Source organism: Devosia sp. FJ2-5-3, from assembly GCF_029201545.1.
Classification (GTDB): Bacteria; Pseudomonadota; Alphaproteobacteria; order Rhizobiales; family Devosiaceae; genus Devosia.
The window spans coordinates 1,589,238-1,603,299 of the sequence record NZ_CP104007.1 but is presented as its reverse complement, the minus strand read 5'-3'; the positions used below and the strand labels follow the sequence as shown (position 1 = coordinate 1,603,299).

Sequence of the window (14,062 nt, the reverse complement as noted above, 5' to 3'; positions counted from 1 at the left end):
GCCCATGGCGGCGGGCCTGTCATCCGTTGCGCCTTCTGACCGCCTCGGCGGAAAAAAGGCAATAAAAAAGGCCCCGTTCGGGACCTGTTTTCGGCGCACCAGCTATCGCGCGGGGTTTTACCCCACGTTGCCGATGCGCCTACCTACTACGAGAATGAGTGCCCGCATGGGACCTCTCCAAATTCAAAGACGCGTATTGATAGGAGCAAGCCGAAGCATTCGTCAAGGGCATGAACGAACCGAATGGTCCTGCACCGGGCCAGAACGGCACGAATTATCCGCCCGATCCTTCCGTTCCAACCAGAGTCCGGCGGGAAAAGCGTGGAGGGAGTTGCAATGCGAACGCAAAACAGGTGGCCTCGGCGCCAGACAATGCTATGGGCATCAGCAGATTTCATGACGGTTTGGTGACATGAGCAAAAGCGCGCTGGACAAGGACCTGCAACGGGTAACCGGTCTCGAGACGGCTACCCACAATCTGAGCAGGTCCCTTGCCGCTCCCGGCATCGCCTTGGTCTTCCTGCTGGTGGCAGCGGTGTGGGCAAGCTTTTCGGTGGCCCAGGGCCCCACCAGCTATATCGTCATCATTGGCGCCATCATCGCCGGCTATATGGCGCTCAATGTCGGCGCCAATGACGTGGCCAACAATATGGGCCCGGCCGTGGGCTCGCGGGCACTGAGCATGGGCGGCGCCCTGATCATCGCCGGCATCTTCGAGGCGGCTGGCGCGCTATTGGCGGGCGGCGACGTGGTGAACACCGTTGCCCGGGATTTGCTGACGACGCCGGATATCGAAACGGCGACCTTCATCATGGTGATGATGGCGGCCCTGCTCGCTTCGGCGCTGTGGGTGAACCTGGCGACCTATATCGGCGCGCCTGTCTCGACGACCCATGCGGTGGTCGGGGGCGTCGTCGGCGCCGGCATCGCTTCCGCCGGCTTCGGCGTCGTCAACTGGCCGACCATCGGCGCCATCGCAGCAAGCTGGGTCATTTCCCCCGTGCTGGGCGGCATCGCCGCGGCGGCCTTGCTGTCCATCATCATGGCCACGATTACCAACCGGATCGACAAGATCTCCGCCGCCCTGGTCTGGGTGCCGATCTTCGTGGCGGCGATGACCGGCGTCTTTGCCATGTATCTGGCGACCAAGGGCCTGAGCCGCATCTGGTCGCCCGATTTGGTGACCACGATTGTCCTGGGCGTGGCCTTTTCGGCGCTCGGCTGGATCATCGCCATGCCGTGGGTGCGCAAGCAATCCCTCAAGATGGAAAACCGGAAAAAGCACGTCGCGACGCTGTTCCGCCTGCCCCTCATCGTATCCGCAGCCCTGCTCTCTTTCGCCCATGGCGCCAATGACGTGGCGAATGCCATCGGCCCGCTGGCGGCTATCGTAACGGCGGTGGAGACGGGACATGGCGAAGTCGCGGGGGTGTCCCTGCCCTTCTGGGTGCTGGCCATCGGCGCCGTCGGTATCTCGCTGGGCCTGGCCCTTTTCGGACCCCGCCTCATCCGCACCGTCGGCGAGCAGATCACGAAGCTCAATGAAATTCGTGCCTTCTGCGCGGCACTGTCGGCGGCGGTTACCGTATTGGTCGCCTCAGCGCTCGGCATGCCCGTGTCCTCGACCCATATCGCGGTCGGTGCCGTGTTCGGCGTCGGGTTCCTGCGCGAATATCACTCGCGGCGCGACATGGAAGGCACTGCCATTCCGGTGAATGCCAAATTCGTTGATTCCAGCCAGCTCAACGCCACGCCGGAAGAGGCGCTGGCCAATGCCCGCAAGGCCGAGAGCCGCCTCCTCGTGCGCCGGCACCACGTCTACAGCATTGCAGCTGCCTGGGTGGTGACCGTGCCGGCCTCGGCCATCTTGTCGGGCCTGCTGTTCCTGGGATTGACCCTGATTATCGGCTAGTCCCGAGCAGCTGTGCGTTTAGGCGCACGGCAAGCCGAGCGAGCGACCGATCGGCAAGCAGGCGCTGGGCTTCGGAAAGCGTTGCCCAGTGTCGAAGACGCTGTCCCTCTTCGCGCCAATTATCGTGCTGGCGCAGGACCTTGAGCGGATAAAGATCCACGTCGACAAGACTAGCGCCGTCCGAGCCGATGCCGGTGCGATAGCTGCCGATCGGCGTGGAGGAAATCTCACCTGATACGCCGGCTTCCTCGAGCGCTTCCATGGCGGCGCTGTCCCATGGCGTGGTTTCCGGCTCGATTGCGCCCTTGGGGAAAATCCACTTGCCGCTGCGCCGGGATGTGATCAGCAGGAACGCCATGCGCCCATCGACGATGGAATAGGGCAGCGCCCCAGCCTGGCGCAGGCCGGAACTCGTCTCCGCCACCGGACTCCAATTCTTGAGAATATCGCGCAGCAACGCCTTCTCCCTTCATGTCTGGGACGCTCTCTCGCATGATGCGTCGGGGAGAGTCTACCGCCGGACGCAAGATTGGCGCGCCTGTCACCAGATCAGATGTGCGGCATGAGCAGAACAAAAAACACCCGGCAGGGCGAACCGTGCCGGGTGTGGGCGCCAAGGGAATGGCGCAGAGCCGCATAGGGGGCGATGCGGCTCGTGGGGTTAGCCTCGAGGGCAGGTATCGACGTACTGGGTGCCGTTGGCGCGGCGATAGACGCAACGGTCATTGCTGCCGTCGACCCGGCCGAGAACGTCACCGGCTGCTGCGCCGACGACACCGCCAATGCCTGCGCCGACTGCGGTTCCAACAATATTGCCGCCAGTCGCACTGGCACCAACGATCGCACCGCCCACGGCGCCTACGGTGGCACCCTGCTGCGTCGACGTGCAAGCTGCCATCGAAAGCGCCGTTGCGGCGATGATCAGAATCTTGTGCATGTAACCCTCCACTGAGATATTGCCGGAAAAATGCCCCAGAATGGGTTTGGTTCCGGCTTGCGTTAAGATTTATTCAAATCAATTGCGGCCAAATTTCGCGAACAGGCCCCAAGCCACCACGCCCGCCCAGCCCAGGAGCATGGCGCCTCCGCCGAGCGGCGCCGCCCCGGGAAAGAGCGCCTGGCCGGCATATTCGCGCAGGGCGAGATCGCCCGCAAACACCAGCGTACCAGCCGAAAGCACCAGGGCCGCGGCCTCAAGCCCCCTGCCCCTTCGCGCCAGCCCCACGGCCAGAAGCGCCGGCCCATGCGCGAGGCAGATCGCCGATATAGCCGCCAGATTCCGGGGATTTTCGCCATGCGAGGCCATGGCGGCGGTGGCGACGCCGATTGCGCCAAAGAAACCGCCAAGGCAAATGATCACCCGCTCGATCAACCCGGTCATCTCAGCATCATCCTTCCTGTCCTTCCCTGTGCGGCAAGTTTCGACTAGAGCATGCAGGCGAGTATGGGAAACGACAATGACTGAAGATGTCGCGCCGATGGCGACCGACAGGAATAGTGCTGCCTCCAGCGGCTGGGCCACCGAGTTTCGGGAGACCTTTGCGCTCGCCTGGCCGCTTGTCATCGCCCAATTGGCGCAAAACGCCTTGCATACGACCGATGTGATCCTGCTCGGCTGGCTGGGCTCGACCTATCTCGCCGCAGCGACGCTGGCCACGAGCTTCCTGACCCCCTTCCTCGTGGGCGGGGTGGGCATTGTGGGGGCGGTTGCGCCGCTGGTCGCCCAAGCGCGGGGCGCGCGCGACATCAAGGCTGTGCGCCGGATCGTGCGTCAGGGGTGCTGGGCTGCGATCGTGCTCGGCGCGCTCCTCGTTCCCATGGTGTTGCAGATCAAGCCGCTTTACCTGGCGCTGGGCCAGGATCCTGTCGCTACCGAGATGGCCGGGCAGTTCATCCAGTTTGCAGCGTGGTCGCTGTTCCCGGCATTGGGCATCATCGCCTTCCGCTCCATGCTTTCGGCCTTTGATGCTACAAGGGCGATCCTCGTGATCACCGTGCTTGGCGTATTGGTTAATGCACTCATCGCCTATACGCTTATTTTCGGGCATTTCGGCTTTCCGCGCCTCGAACTGCGCGGCGCCGGCATTGCGACGCTGACGACCAATATCGTCATGTTCCTGGCCATGATGCTCTATGTCGTCCGCCACAGGAAACTGAAGCGATTTCATGTGCTTGTCCGCTTCTGGAAGCCGGACTGGGCGCGGTTCCGCGAGATCTTCCGCATCGGCACGCCGATTGGGTTGACGGTGGTGGCCGAGGTCGGCCTGTTCACCGCCGCCGCCCTCCTCATGGGCAGGATCGGCACCGACGAGGTTGCCGCCCATGCCGTGGCACTGCAATGCGCCTCCATCGCCTTCATGGTGCCGCTGGGGCTGGGCATCGCCGCCACGGTGCGGGTGGGCCGGGCCTATGGGCGCGGCGACGCCGAGGGCATCCGCAAGGCCGGCTACGCCTCGCTGGTGATGGGCACAGGTTTCATGGTGCTGTCCTGCATAGCGTTTTTGGCCTTTGCCCCAGACATCGTCCGCATCTTCCTCGACCCGACGGTGGATGGAAATGCAAGGGCCGTGGGCATGGCGGCGACCTTCCTGCTGATCGCCGGCGTGTTCCAGCTGGCAGACGGCGCCCAAGTTGTCGCGGCCCATGCCCTGCGCGGTATGAGCGACACGAAAATCCCCATGCTGCTGGCAATCTTCGGATATTGGCTCGTCGGCCTACCAATTGCCTATGTGCTTGGTTTTGTTGCCAATTGGGGTGGTGTGGGCATCTGGATCGGGCTGGCGGCAGGCCTCACCTTCGCCGCCGTGGTGCTGGTGATCCGCTTCGTCCTGCGCGAGCGGATCGGGCTGCTGGAACGCATGCACAAATCTTTCGCGGGATAAGTGGAGCAGTTGGATAAGTGGGCACAAGTCCCATTTAGATCAGGGACTTGGGCCCACTAATGGGCGTCCTTCAAGACCGAGACGCGGCCAGTCGCCCATGCGGTTGCGAAACCATGTGCCCTGGCGCTTGGCATATTGATGGGTCGCGATCGTCGCGAGGCGTATGGCATCCTCTCGCGACAGCATCCCCTCCAGCCACCCAGAAATCTCCGGCACGCCAATGGCCTTCATCGCCGGAAGCGATGGATCGAGCTTTTTGGCCAGCAGCGCCTCGACCTCCTCAACCGCGCCGTTCTCGAACATGGCGGCGAAGCGTCTTGTGATACGGCCCCGCAATATGTCGCGCTCGGGTGCGAGGACGATTCGCTCGATCTGCCAGTCGGCAAGCAGGGCCGGCTGCTCGGCACCCTGGAATTCGGACAGCTTTTTTCCGGTGGCGCGCTTGACCGCGAGGGCGCGAATGACGCGCTGGGGATCGGCCACGCCGATGCGCGCGGCCGTCTCCGGGTCTTCTGCCGTCAGCATTGCCATGCGCCCCGCCTGGTCCAATTTTTCGATCTCTTCCTGGACCCCGAGTGTAACCGCCGCGGAAATGGCGGGGACATCTGCGAATCCCTTTGTCAGCGCATCGAAGTAAAGGCCTGTTCCACCGACGAAAATCACCTCGCGCCCCGGGTCGACCGCGGCGAGAATTTCGGCGACGGCATTCAGCCATTGGCCGGTGGAAAAGCGATGCCCGGCAGGCACAATGCCGTAAAGACGGTGCTCGGCAAGGGCTTCGTCCTCGATGCCCGGCCGGGCCGTGACGACGCGCAGCGTGTCGTAGACCTGCATGGCGTCGGCGTTGACGATCAGTCCCTGCCCCGCCTCGGCGCGCGCCAGGGCGAGGGCCGACTTGCCGCTGGCAGTGGGACCCGCTATCAGGACGGCACGCCTTTGAATGCTCACCAATTCCTCCCGAAAGCACCTGTTCTCATGCCGGTCCTGAGCCTTATCGCCAATCCTGCCGACCCCGAACTGGACGCCGCGCTTGCCGCCGCAGTGGTGCAGCAAACCGGCGGAGAACTCAACTGGCTCAACCACGGCGTGGCTTGCGATATTAGCGAACCCACCGCGCCGCAAGCTCTTCAAATTGCACGCGATGTCATCGGCACCAAGAGTGTCGACGCCAATCTGGTGCCCACCGAAGGACGCCGGAAGCTGATCCTCGTGGCCGACATGGACTCAACCATGATCGAGCAGGAGTGCATTGACGAACTGGCCGCGGCACTGGGGATCAAGGATAAGGTGGCCGAGATTACCGACCGCGCCATGCGCGGGGAGCTCGATTTCGGTGAGGCGCTGGATACGCGCGTCGCGCTGCTCAAGGGGCTGGAGCGTTCTGTTATCGAGGAAATCCGGCGCGAGGCGATTACGCTGGCGCCGGGCGGCCGGGCGCTGGTGCAGACCATGAAGGCGTATGGCGCCTATACCTCGCTGGTCTCGGGCGGCTTCACCTTTTTCGCCGACTATTTCGGCAAGCGCATCGGCTTTGACGAGGCGATCGCCAATGTCCTCGAGTTTGACGGTGATGTGCTGACAGGCACCGTGGCCAAGCCCATAGTCGACAAAAACACCAAGCGCGAGAGACTGTTGGCGCTGGCCGCCGAACGCGGCGTCGACCCCAGCCTGACCATTGCCGTGGGCGATGGCGCCAATGATCTCGATATGATCCGCGTCGCCGGGTTCGGCGTGGCGCTGCATGCCAAGCCGACCGTGGCGGCGGAAGCGGGCATCCGGATCGACCATGGCGATCTGACGGCCCTGCTCTATCTTCAGGGATTTTACGACGACGATTTCGTCCGCTAGGCGTGGCGGGCGGGGCAGCGACCCCCCCCGAATTGGCGTCGCATTTGGCCCTGATTTGCTAGCAGGATGCTAGCATTTGCCGGCAACGGTTGCGAAAATGTACGAGGCATGAAAAAGGCCGACCTGGAGATCCAGGTCGGCCTTTTTGTGTGTCGCTCTAAGCGCGCTTACTGAGCGGCAGGAGCGGGCGTTTCCGCAGCCGGAGCCGGAGCGTCCGTGGCCGGCACTTCGACCGGAGCCGGAGGCTCGGCCCCGATGGTCGGGGTCAGCTCGGAACCGTCTTCCAGCGTCAGGCTGGGAACGGTGGTTTCCTCGATGCCGAGGCCGTCGAGAGCCGGGCCCTCGCTGGTCGGCAGTTCGGGCGCTTCGATGGGCTGTGCCGGCGGAGCCAGGTTCGGATTGGCCGCCGGGATCGACCCGTTGGAGCCGAAATAGCGGAAGAATTCGCTATCCGGGGAAAGAACCATGGTCGTGCCGGTATTGGCCAGAGCCGCACGGTAGGATTCCATCGAGCGATAGAACTCGAAGAATTCGGAGTCCTGGCCATAGGCCTGGGCGAAGATGCGGTTCCGCTCGGCGTCGCCCTGACCGCGGATGAGTTCGGCATCGCGGGTTGCCGCGGCGACGATTTCAACCGACTGACGGTCAGCAATAGCGCGCAGGCTCTGCGCCTGTTCCTGACCGCGCGCGCGCAGCAGTGCGGCTTCGGCAAGACGCTCGGCACGCATACGCTCGAAGGTGGTGGCCGAAACATCGCTGTCGAGATCGGTGCGCAGGATACGCACGTCGACGACGTCGATACCCAGATTGGCAAGGTCCGGACGGATGAGGTCGCGGGTTTCCTTCATCATCTGGTCGCGCTGGTCAGAGAGGGCCGCGTTGAATTCACGCAGACCATAGACTTGGCGCAGGGCCGCATCGAGGCTGGCGCCGATACGGGCCTCGGCAACCGAGAGCTGGCCGGTGGCGCGCTCACGGAACAAACGTGCATCGGCGATGCGGTAGGTCAGGAAGGCATCGACCTGGTAGAAGGCGTTGCCCGACACCTGGACACGCATATTGGCGATGTCATAGCGCAGGAGACGATCTTCGATGATCTGGACCGTGTCGACGAAATCGGTCGGGATCTTGAAGTAGATGCCCGGCTCGGTGCGCACATCGGTGATCTGGCCGAAGCGCGTGACGATGGCCTGCTCGCGCTCGTCCACGACGTAAAGCGAGGAGAAGAAGATGTAGATGGCCACCAGAATGGCCGCGCCGATGATATAGAGACGATTGGTCATTACTGGTTCCCCGACGAGGTGTTAGCGCCGGGGCGCAGTTCGGGCAGCGGCAGATAGGGGACGACCCCCGAGCCATTTGCCCCGTTCTCGATGAGGACCTTCTCGGACCCACCCAGAACCTCTTCCATGGTCTCGAGGAACAGGCGCTTGCGGGTCACTTCGGGCGCATTCACATATTCGGCGTAGATGGCGTTGAAACGGCCGGCTTCACCGGTTGCTTCCTGCACCACTCGGTTGGTGTATGCGGCAGCTTCTTCGCGCAGGGCCGCAGCACTACCACGGGCATTACCCAGAAGGGTATTGGCGTAGGAGCGGGCTTCTTCCTGCAGACGCGTCTCGTCCTGACGGGCGCGCTGGACTTCGTTGAAGGCGTCCACCACTTCGGGCGGCGGGCCGGCATTTTCGATCAGGATCTGGTTGACCGAGACGCCAAGGCCATAGCTTTCGAGCGTTGCGAGCGTAATGCGCATCACTTCGGCCTGGATGCCCGAGCGGTCGTCCGAATAGACGTCCTGAGCGGGACGGCGGCCGACGACTTCGCGCATGGCACTTTCGGCAGCGTAGCGAACCATGGATTCCTGGTCGCGCACGTTGAAAAGATAGGCAACCGGGTCGTTGATGGCCCAGAACACCGAGAACTGGACATTGACGATGTTCTGATCGCCCGAGAGCATCAGGCCGTCATTTGCCTGCTGGCCGCGCGGGCCCGAGGCTGCGCCGGTGCCGATCTGGGTCTGGTTGACCGTGGTGGTCGCACGCTCGACGCTTTCGACCGGCCAAAGCATGAAATGCAGGCCGGGACCGGACAATTCGGGCTTGGGCTTACCAAACTGCAGTTCGACGCCGACTTCCTGCGGATTGATGGTGTAGACCGAATTCACGCCCCAAAAGGCGAGAATGGCCAGCACGCCACCGATGATGGCCCAGCGGCCACCGGGCACGCCACCCTTGAACTGGTCGCGACCGCGATTGAGGATGTCCTCGAGATTGGGCGTATTGCCGCCCGGACGGCGCGGGCCGCCGCCACCTCCACCAGGTGCCTGGCCCCAGGGACCGCCATTATTGCGGCCACCTCCGCCTCCATTATTCTCCCAAGGCATCTTTTTCCTTTCGGCTCTATAGAGAAGTCGATGCTGCCATATATAAGCAAGCCGCCCGCGCGATCAATGCGGCCTGTCGCCCAGCTTTTCATAGATGCGGATGATATATGCCGCCGAATCCTTTTCCGAAGGGGTGACCTCGGGGGTTTCGACCACCCTCCAGGCAGTTGGGTCGATGTCCGGAAAGACCACATCGCCCTCGGGCTCCAGCTCGACATGGGAGATGTAGAGCCGGTCCGCGCGCGCCATGGACTGGGCATAAATATCCCCGCCGCCAATGACCATGATCTCGTCCTGACCGGCCTCTTCCGCGAGCTTTCTGGCCAGATCGAAGGCGGCATCGAGGTCGTGGACGACATGAACGCCCTCGGGCGCGAAGTCCTTGCGGCGTGTGACCACGATATGCGGGCGGCCGGCCAACGGCTTGGGGAAAGTGTCGAACTGTTTGCGGCCCATGATCATTGGCTTGCCCATGGTCTGGCGCTTGAACCAGGCAAAGTCGGACGGAATGCGCCAGGGTATGGACTGATCGGCCCCGATCACATTGTTGCGGGCGACGGCGGCGATGAGGGAAATTTTTGGGGGCATTGGCTTCCGGGAGTTGTGAGGCAAGTCTTTCTCTGCAGGGAAAGCTGGGCCGCTTGGTTTGCGTTCCCCACCAGCGGGTCATTTCCGCGAAAGCGAGGTACCCCACTCTAAACGGAGGTCCCGGCTTTCGCGGCGATGACACGGGGGCACTATGGCCTTGAGGATCGCTCCTCGGAAAGACTACGCAGTGACCAGCTTGAGCAGGGCCTCGCCCTCGACGCGGACCTTGGTCCATTCGTCTTGCATGACGCCGCCCTGGCTCTTGTAGAAGGCGATGGACGGCTCGTTCCAGTCGAGAACCCACCATTCGAAACGGCCAAGATTTTCGGCGACGCAGCGCCGCGCCAGATGCTGGAGGAGCGCCTTGCCTATGCCCCTGCCCCGCTGGTCCGGCTGGACATAGAGGTCTTCCAGCCAGATGCCGTGCCGACCCTGGAAGGTGGAATAGGTATAGAACCAGAGCGCAAAGCCCACCGGCCGGCCATCCCATTCCGCGATCTCGCAGAAGATCCTGGGCTCGGCCCCGAAGAGATCGCGCGCCAGGTCCTCGGTGGTGATCTTCACCTCGTGGAGGAGCTTTTCGTACTCGGCCAGCTCGCGGATGAAGCCGACGATGAGGGCCGCGTCGGCGGGCGTGGCGGCCCGGATGGAAAGGTTCTGGTGGGCTTGGGTCAAAATGCCAGCCCCCGCCGATGCGGGGGCCTCCGTGCTTGAGTGAGGGTGAGGGTCCGGCCGCGGCGCGACCGATTTATTCGTCGTACCAGTCGACCGGCTTGAGCAGCAGGATTTCCAGCTCCTTGTCCCAGGGCGGGTACCAGTCGGTTGCGGTCATCCGGAACGTGGTGGGACCGATCTTCTTGACGTCCTCGCCGCAGAAGGAGACGAGATTGTTCACATCTCCCTTGTCCACTGTGAGCGTGAACTTGCCGATCGGGCCGGACCAGTTATTGCCGGTCGACCAGATGTAGGAAATCCAGCTCTCGATATAGGGATATTGGGTGTAGTCCTCCTGCTTGATTTCCTTCTTGCGCAGGGTGGCGACAAGATTGTCATCGACGCAGTAGCGCTTCCCATAATCGGCGTAGCGCTCCATGGAATATTCATCGCCCTTGACCGGCATGAAGGTGGTGGCGACCGTGCCGCCGACGCTGGGGCGATAGGTGTGGACGACGTTGGAGATACCCGGCTCGAAAGTGGCCTGCCAGGAATAGGTCGAGCGCAGCGTCCAGAGCGGCACCAATTCCCATTCGAGCCCCTCGCCGGCGTCATATTCGGAGCGGTAGACAAGGCCCAGCGTCGTCAATCGCTCAGCATCGGCGCTGTCGAGTGCCTTGAGCGCCGCATAAGTGGCGTCGCCGAACGGTTCGAGCGGCACGCCGAGGTCGCGCAGCGTGGCCGAATAGTCGATATTGTGGGCAAAGGCGTATTGGTGCAGCTCGGCCTCGACGGGCTGACCATTGAACTCGGTGGCAAAGCCGAACAGATTGTCCGGGTCCGCAATCAGCGGCTTGCCGTCTTCATCGGTATACTGGACCGGAATATCGACCATCATATTGCCGCCGCCCTCGACATCGGGCATCGGGAAAGCGACGAGAATGGTCTGGGCGGCGTCGGAGATATTGTTGAACTCGTACGCCACACGGACCTCTTCGGGCGATACGAAGAGATCTTCCGAAGCCATCTGAATGCTCTCGTTCGAGACGAAAACAAGACCGCCAACGCCCAATTGCGCCGTGGTGTCATTGGCCAGGACCGGCGATGCCACCGCCAGAGCCAGCATCGCGGCTCCCATTATTCTCGTCATCTGTCTCTCCCCCATGAAAGCCACGGCGGATTCGCCGGCGCCCTGCCCTATTTTACCGCCTCGGCGCGCCGAAGCGAAGAGCATGCGATGGCGTGATCACACATTGGGCGTCATTTCCCCGATGTCGACCATAGGGAGAGATGGGAAGCGGGCGAACTGGCGGAATGCTCGTCGCCGACACGCCTGCTTCTTATCGGGGTGCGGAGTCTAGCGGCCGCGCTGCGCCCTGCGATAGGCGGCAGGCGTCGTACCGACGATGCGGCCAAAGGCCCGGGTGAGGTGGACCTGGTCGGCAAAGCCGCATTCGGGCGCTATGTCCACGATCGGCGTGGCAGTCTGGGCCAGCATGAGGCGGGCGCGCTCGACGCGGCAACGAATGATGAACTGGTAGAGCGTGACCCCGCAGGCGCGCTTGAACAGCCGGCCAAAATGATCGGCGCTGAGGCGGAACTCGCGGGCGATATCGGCCAGCGAGATCCTCTCGGCCAGCCGCGCCTCGATGATCTCGCGCGTTCGCATGATCTGTCGCTCCGACAGCGTCGTGGTGGCTTCCGTCGTGCTCTGGACCGCCGTGCTGTAGTTCCGCACCAGATGGGCAGCGATGCCCTGGAGCATGTGCTCGACATATTGGGTCGAGGCGCGGCCCGCCTCGTGCAACTCTTCGCGCACGGCAGAACAGAGCTGCTCGAGCACCGGATCATAGGCGGCGGCGCAGAACTGGATGGCAATGCCGCGCTGGCCCTCGGCGAACATGCTGAAGATGACCTGATCGAGCAGCTTCTCGCGGATGTAGAGATGCGTGGTTTCCACCGCCGTCTCGAGATCGAGGTCAAAAGCCTTCTGCGCCGGTATGATCGTGACGGTGCCCGGCCCGCCCTCGATCGGATATTCCTTGCCGTCGAGCGTGATCCTCGCCCTCACCGTCCTCGAATTGATGACGTTGATCAGCACATCGCTCTTGGGGTGAAAATGCATCTTGTAGGGACCTTCGCGCTGAACCGACATGAAGGCGCGACGCCACCCCAGACCGACGCTCGTCCGGGAAATGTCAATATTCCCAGCATCCGGGAAGCTATGTGTCTCCGCGACCGAAAATTCGGGGCCATGCGGCATGAACAGGGATCCTCAACGACAATAGTTTAGAACGGCAGGGCAATACCCCCTGCCGGCCCACCAAGCGCGTCCACATGCTATGGGTGACCTGAAATCGACCAAGCGTCTTTTCCAATTCTGGCGCGAATAGCACATTCCCGAGGATGACAATCATCACAAAGTGGCAAAACTTGTATGCAAGCGCCCGGAATTCGGGGGTCCGCGTCAAGTAGACGAGCTAAACCTCGACCGCACATTTGTTTTCCAGTCGTCGTGGTGAGACTGTGGAAATCATCCAGCCTACTTGCCATAGACCAATTGCCTACTGCCCGCCCCGGGCCGAGCAAGAAACGCGGGCGGGACACGGCCAGATTAGGCAGAGATGGCTTGGGTTTAGGGTAGGAATCTGGGCTGAAGTTTGGCCCGGAACGCTGTCAGCGCTCGGCGGCGGGGAGCAGATGCCGGAGCCATTTGCGCTCGAGCGCAGCGTCGAGATCGACCCGGTTATGGCGGGCAAACAGCAGCACGCTGGCCAGGAGATCGGCGGTTTCGTCCTCGAGCTTTTGCCTGATGGTGGCGGGGTCGTCGCCCTTCAGGCGGCCGCGAGCGGTGGTCCTGAGATATTCCGAAACCAGCTCGCCAAGCTCTTCCTGGACTTTTAGCACAAACCAGTCGTCGTCGCGGGCGATGTCATTGCGCGCGGCATAGAGGTCCGAAACTTCGGCCACAAGGGCGGTGAGTTCGGACAGGGAGCGGCTCATACCGCGACCGCAGCCTTGATGTGCGGATGCGGATCGTAGCCTTCGAAGGCAAAATCCTCGAAGACGAAATCTTCGAGCCGCTTGCGCTCGGGGTTCATGACAAGGCGCGGCAGCGGACGCGGCTCGCGGGTCAATTGCAGCTGGGCCTGCTCGAAATGGTTGGAATACAAGTGCACGTCGCCGAAGGAGTGGACGAAATCGCCGACTTCGAGATCGCAGACCTGCGCCACCATATGGGTGAGCAGGGCATAGGAGGCGATGTTGAACGGCACGCCGAGGAAGGTGTCGGCGGAGCGCTGGTAGAGCTGGCAGCTCAGCTTGCCATTGGCAACGTAGAACTGGAAAAGGCAGTGGCACGGCGGCAGAGCCATCTCGTCGACTTCGGCTGGGTTCCAGGCCGAGACGATATGGCGGCGCGAATCCGGCTTGCTGCGGATGGATTCCAGCACATTGGCGAGCTGGTCGATGTGGCGGCCATCCGGCGCCGGCCAGGAGCGCCATTGCGAGCCATAGACCGGGCCGAGATCGCCGTTTTCGTCGGCCCATTCGTCCCAGATCTTGACGCCATGCTCCTGCAGCCAGCGGACATTGGTCTCGCCGCGAATGAACCAGAGCAGTTCATAGATGATGGATTTGAGGTGCAGCTTCTTGGTGGTGAGAAGCGGAAAGCCCTTCGAAAGGTCGAAGCGCATCTGATAGCCGAACAGCGAGCGCGTGCCGGTGCCGGTGCGATCGGCCTTGTCGGTACCGTTTTCGAGAATGTCGGACAAAAGCTTCAGATAGGGCTGCATG

The 14,062-nt window shown here is 62.6% G+C and carries 15 protein-coding genes; 3 read left to right on the top strand and 12 right to left on the bottom strand.

Features of this window, described 5'->3' with window-relative positions; all coding sequences use genetic code 11:
• Positions 1 to 412 precede the first annotated feature (412 nt).
• The gene (locus N0P34_RS07675; RefSeq protein ID WP_275606426.1) at positions 413 to 1,912 is read left to right on the top strand and encodes an inorganic phosphate transporter; all 1,500 of its coding nucleotides are present in this window, start codon (positions 413 to 415) and stop codon (positions 1,910 to 1,912) included.
• On the opposite strand, the gene N0P34_RS07670 is transcribed toward N0P34_RS07675, so the two are convergent.
• From N0P34_RS07670 to N0P34_RS07660, 3 genes are all read right to left on the bottom strand, one after another.
• A complete protein-coding gene (locus N0P34_RS07670; RefSeq protein ID WP_275606425.1) occupies positions 1,902 to 2,369 on the bottom strand; it encodes an NUDIX hydrolase in 468 nt (155 codons plus the stop codon). The two genes, N0P34_RS07675 and N0P34_RS07670, sit on opposite strands and share 11 nt — an antisense overlap.
• Positions 2,370 to 2,573: 204 nt before the next feature.
• Positions 2,574 to 2,849, bottom strand: a complete 276-nt coding sequence (locus tag N0P34_RS07665) for a glycine zipper domain-containing protein (protein WP_275606424.1) — start codon at positions 2,847 to 2,849, stop codon at positions 2,574 to 2,576.
• A gap of 78 nt (positions 2,850 to 2,927) precedes the next feature.
• Positions 2,928 to 3,293 carry a DUF423 domain-containing protein gene (locus N0P34_RS07660; RefSeq protein WP_275606423.1) on the bottom strand — a complete coding sequence of 122 codons (366 nt, stop codon included), beginning with the start codon at positions 3,291 to 3,293 and terminating at the stop codon, positions 2,928 to 2,930.
• A 76-nt stretch (positions 3,294 to 3,369) separates the two neighbouring features.
• On the opposite strand from N0P34_RS07660, the gene N0P34_RS07655 reads away from it, so the two are divergent.
• A complete protein-coding gene (locus N0P34_RS07655; protein ID WP_275606422.1) occupies positions 3,370 to 4,794 on the top strand; it encodes an MATE family efflux transporter in 1,425 nt (474 codons plus the stop codon).
• 39 nt (positions 4,795 to 4,833) lie between these two features.
• Here N0P34_RS07655 and miaA read toward each other — a convergent pair whose 3' ends face one another.
• On the bottom strand, positions 4,834 to 5,742 hold the full coding sequence (miaA, locus tag N0P34_RS07650; RefSeq protein WP_275606421.1) for a tRNA (adenosine(37)-N6)-dimethylallyltransferase MiaA: 909 nt from the start codon (positions 5,740 to 5,742) through the stop codon (positions 4,834 to 4,836).
• A gap of 27 nt (positions 5,743 to 5,769) precedes the next feature.
• Here miaA and serB point away from each other — a divergent pair, with 27 nt between their 5' ends.
• Positions 5,770 to 6,642, top strand: coding sequence for a phosphoserine phosphatase SerB (serB, locus tag N0P34_RS07645; protein WP_275606420.1), 873 nt, complete (start codon positions 5,770 to 5,772; stop codon positions 6,640 to 6,642).
• A 167-nt stretch (positions 6,643 to 6,809) separates the two neighbouring features.
• Here the strand turns inward: serB and N0P34_RS07640 are convergent, their stop codons facing one another.
• From N0P34_RS07640 to N0P34_RS07605, 8 genes are all read right to left on the bottom strand, one after another.
• A complete protein-coding gene (locus tag N0P34_RS07640) occupies positions 6,810 to 7,925 on the bottom strand; it encodes a protease modulator HflC (protein ID WP_275606419.1) in 1,116 nt (371 codons plus the stop codon).
• Positions 7,925 to 9,025, bottom strand: a complete 1,101-nt coding sequence (gene hflK, locus N0P34_RS07635) for an FtsH protease activity modulator HflK (RefSeq protein ID WP_275606418.1) — start codon at positions 9,023 to 9,025, stop codon at positions 7,925 to 7,927. The genes N0P34_RS07640 and hflK overlap by 1 nt, the downstream gene beginning before the upstream one ends.
• Before the next feature lie 63 nt (positions 9,026 to 9,088).
• A complete protein-coding gene (locus N0P34_RS07630) occupies positions 9,089 to 9,613 on the bottom strand; it encodes a dihydrofolate reductase (protein ID WP_275606417.1) in 525 nt (174 codons plus the stop codon).
• A 180-nt stretch (positions 9,614 to 9,793) separates the two neighbouring features.
• Positions 9,794 to 10,288 carry a GNAT family N-acetyltransferase gene (locus N0P34_RS07625; protein WP_275606416.1) on the bottom strand — a complete coding sequence of 165 codons (495 nt, stop codon included), beginning with the start codon at positions 10,286 to 10,288 and terminating at the stop codon, positions 9,794 to 9,796.
• Positions 10,289 to 10,361: 73 nt separating this feature from the next.
• Positions 10,362 to 11,417 carry a DUF4424 domain-containing protein gene (locus N0P34_RS07620; RefSeq protein ID WP_275606415.1) on the bottom strand — a complete coding sequence of 352 codons (1,056 nt, stop codon included), beginning with the start codon at positions 11,415 to 11,417 and terminating at the stop codon, positions 10,362 to 10,364.
• 207 nt (positions 11,418 to 11,624) lie between these two features.
• Positions 11,625 to 12,422, bottom strand: coding sequence for an AraC family transcriptional regulator (locus tag N0P34_RS07615; protein WP_275606414.1), 798 nt, complete (start codon positions 12,420 to 12,422; stop codon positions 11,625 to 11,627).
• A 521-nt stretch (positions 12,423 to 12,943) separates the two neighbouring features.
• Positions 12,944 to 13,270 (bottom strand): phosphoribosyl-ATP pyrophosphohydrolase, encoded by a 327-nt coding sequence (locus tag N0P34_RS07610; protein WP_275606413.1) that lies wholly within the window; start codon positions 13,268 to 13,270, stop codon positions 12,944 to 12,946.
• On the bottom strand, positions 13,267 to 14,061 hold the full coding sequence (locus N0P34_RS07605; RefSeq protein ID WP_275606412.1) for a thymidylate synthase: 795 nt from the start codon (positions 14,059 to 14,061) through the stop codon (positions 13,267 to 13,269). Before N0P34_RS07605 ends, N0P34_RS07610 begins: the two co-directional genes overlap by 4 nt.
• Position 14,062: the final 1 nt, after the last annotated feature.

Coding starts and splice junctions, on each gene's coding strand:
- N0P34_RS07675 (WP_275606426.1), top strand. CDS start 413: ATGAGCAAAAGCGCGCTGGACAAGGACCTGCAACGGGTAACCGGTCTC.
- N0P34_RS07665 (WP_275606424.1), bottom strand. CDS start 2,849: ATGCACAAGATTCTGATCATCGCCGCAACGGCGCTTTCGATGGCAGCT.
- N0P34_RS07660 (WP_275606423.1), bottom strand. CDS start 3,293: ATGACCGGGTTGATCGAGCGGGTGATCATTTGCCTTGGCGGTTTCTTT.
- N0P34_RS07655 (WP_275606422.1), top strand. CDS start 3,370: ATGACTGAAGATGTCGCGCCGATGGCGACCGACAGGAATAGTGCTGCC.
- serB (WP_275606420.1), top strand. CDS start 5,770: ATGCCGGTCCTGAGCCTTATCGCCAATCCTGCCGACCCCGAACTGGAC.
- N0P34_RS07640 (WP_275606419.1), bottom strand. CDS start 7,925: ATGACCAATCGTCTCTATATCATCGGCGCGGCCATTCTGGTGGCCATC.
- hflK (WP_275606418.1), bottom strand. CDS start 9,025: ATGCCTTGGGAGAATAATGGAGGCGGAGGTGGCCGCAATAATGGCGGT.
- N0P34_RS07630 (WP_275606417.1), bottom strand. CDS start 9,613: ATGCCCCCAAAAATTTCCCTCATCGCCGCCGTCGCCCGCAACAATGTG.
- N0P34_RS07620 (WP_275606415.1), bottom strand. CDS start 11,417: ATGACGAGAATAATGGGAGCCGCGATGCTGGCTCTGGCGGTGGCATCG.
- N0P34_RS07615 (WP_275606414.1), bottom strand. CDS start 12,422: ATGTCGGTTCAGCGCGAAGGTCCCTACAAGATGCATTTTCACCCCAAG.
- N0P34_RS07610 (WP_275606413.1), bottom strand. CDS start 13,270: ATGAGCCGCTCCCTGTCCGAACTCACCGCCCTTGTGGCCGAAGTTTCG.
- N0P34_RS07605 (WP_275606412.1), bottom strand. CDS start 14,061: ATGCAGCCCTATCTGAAGCTTTTGTCCGACATTCTCGAAAACGGTACC.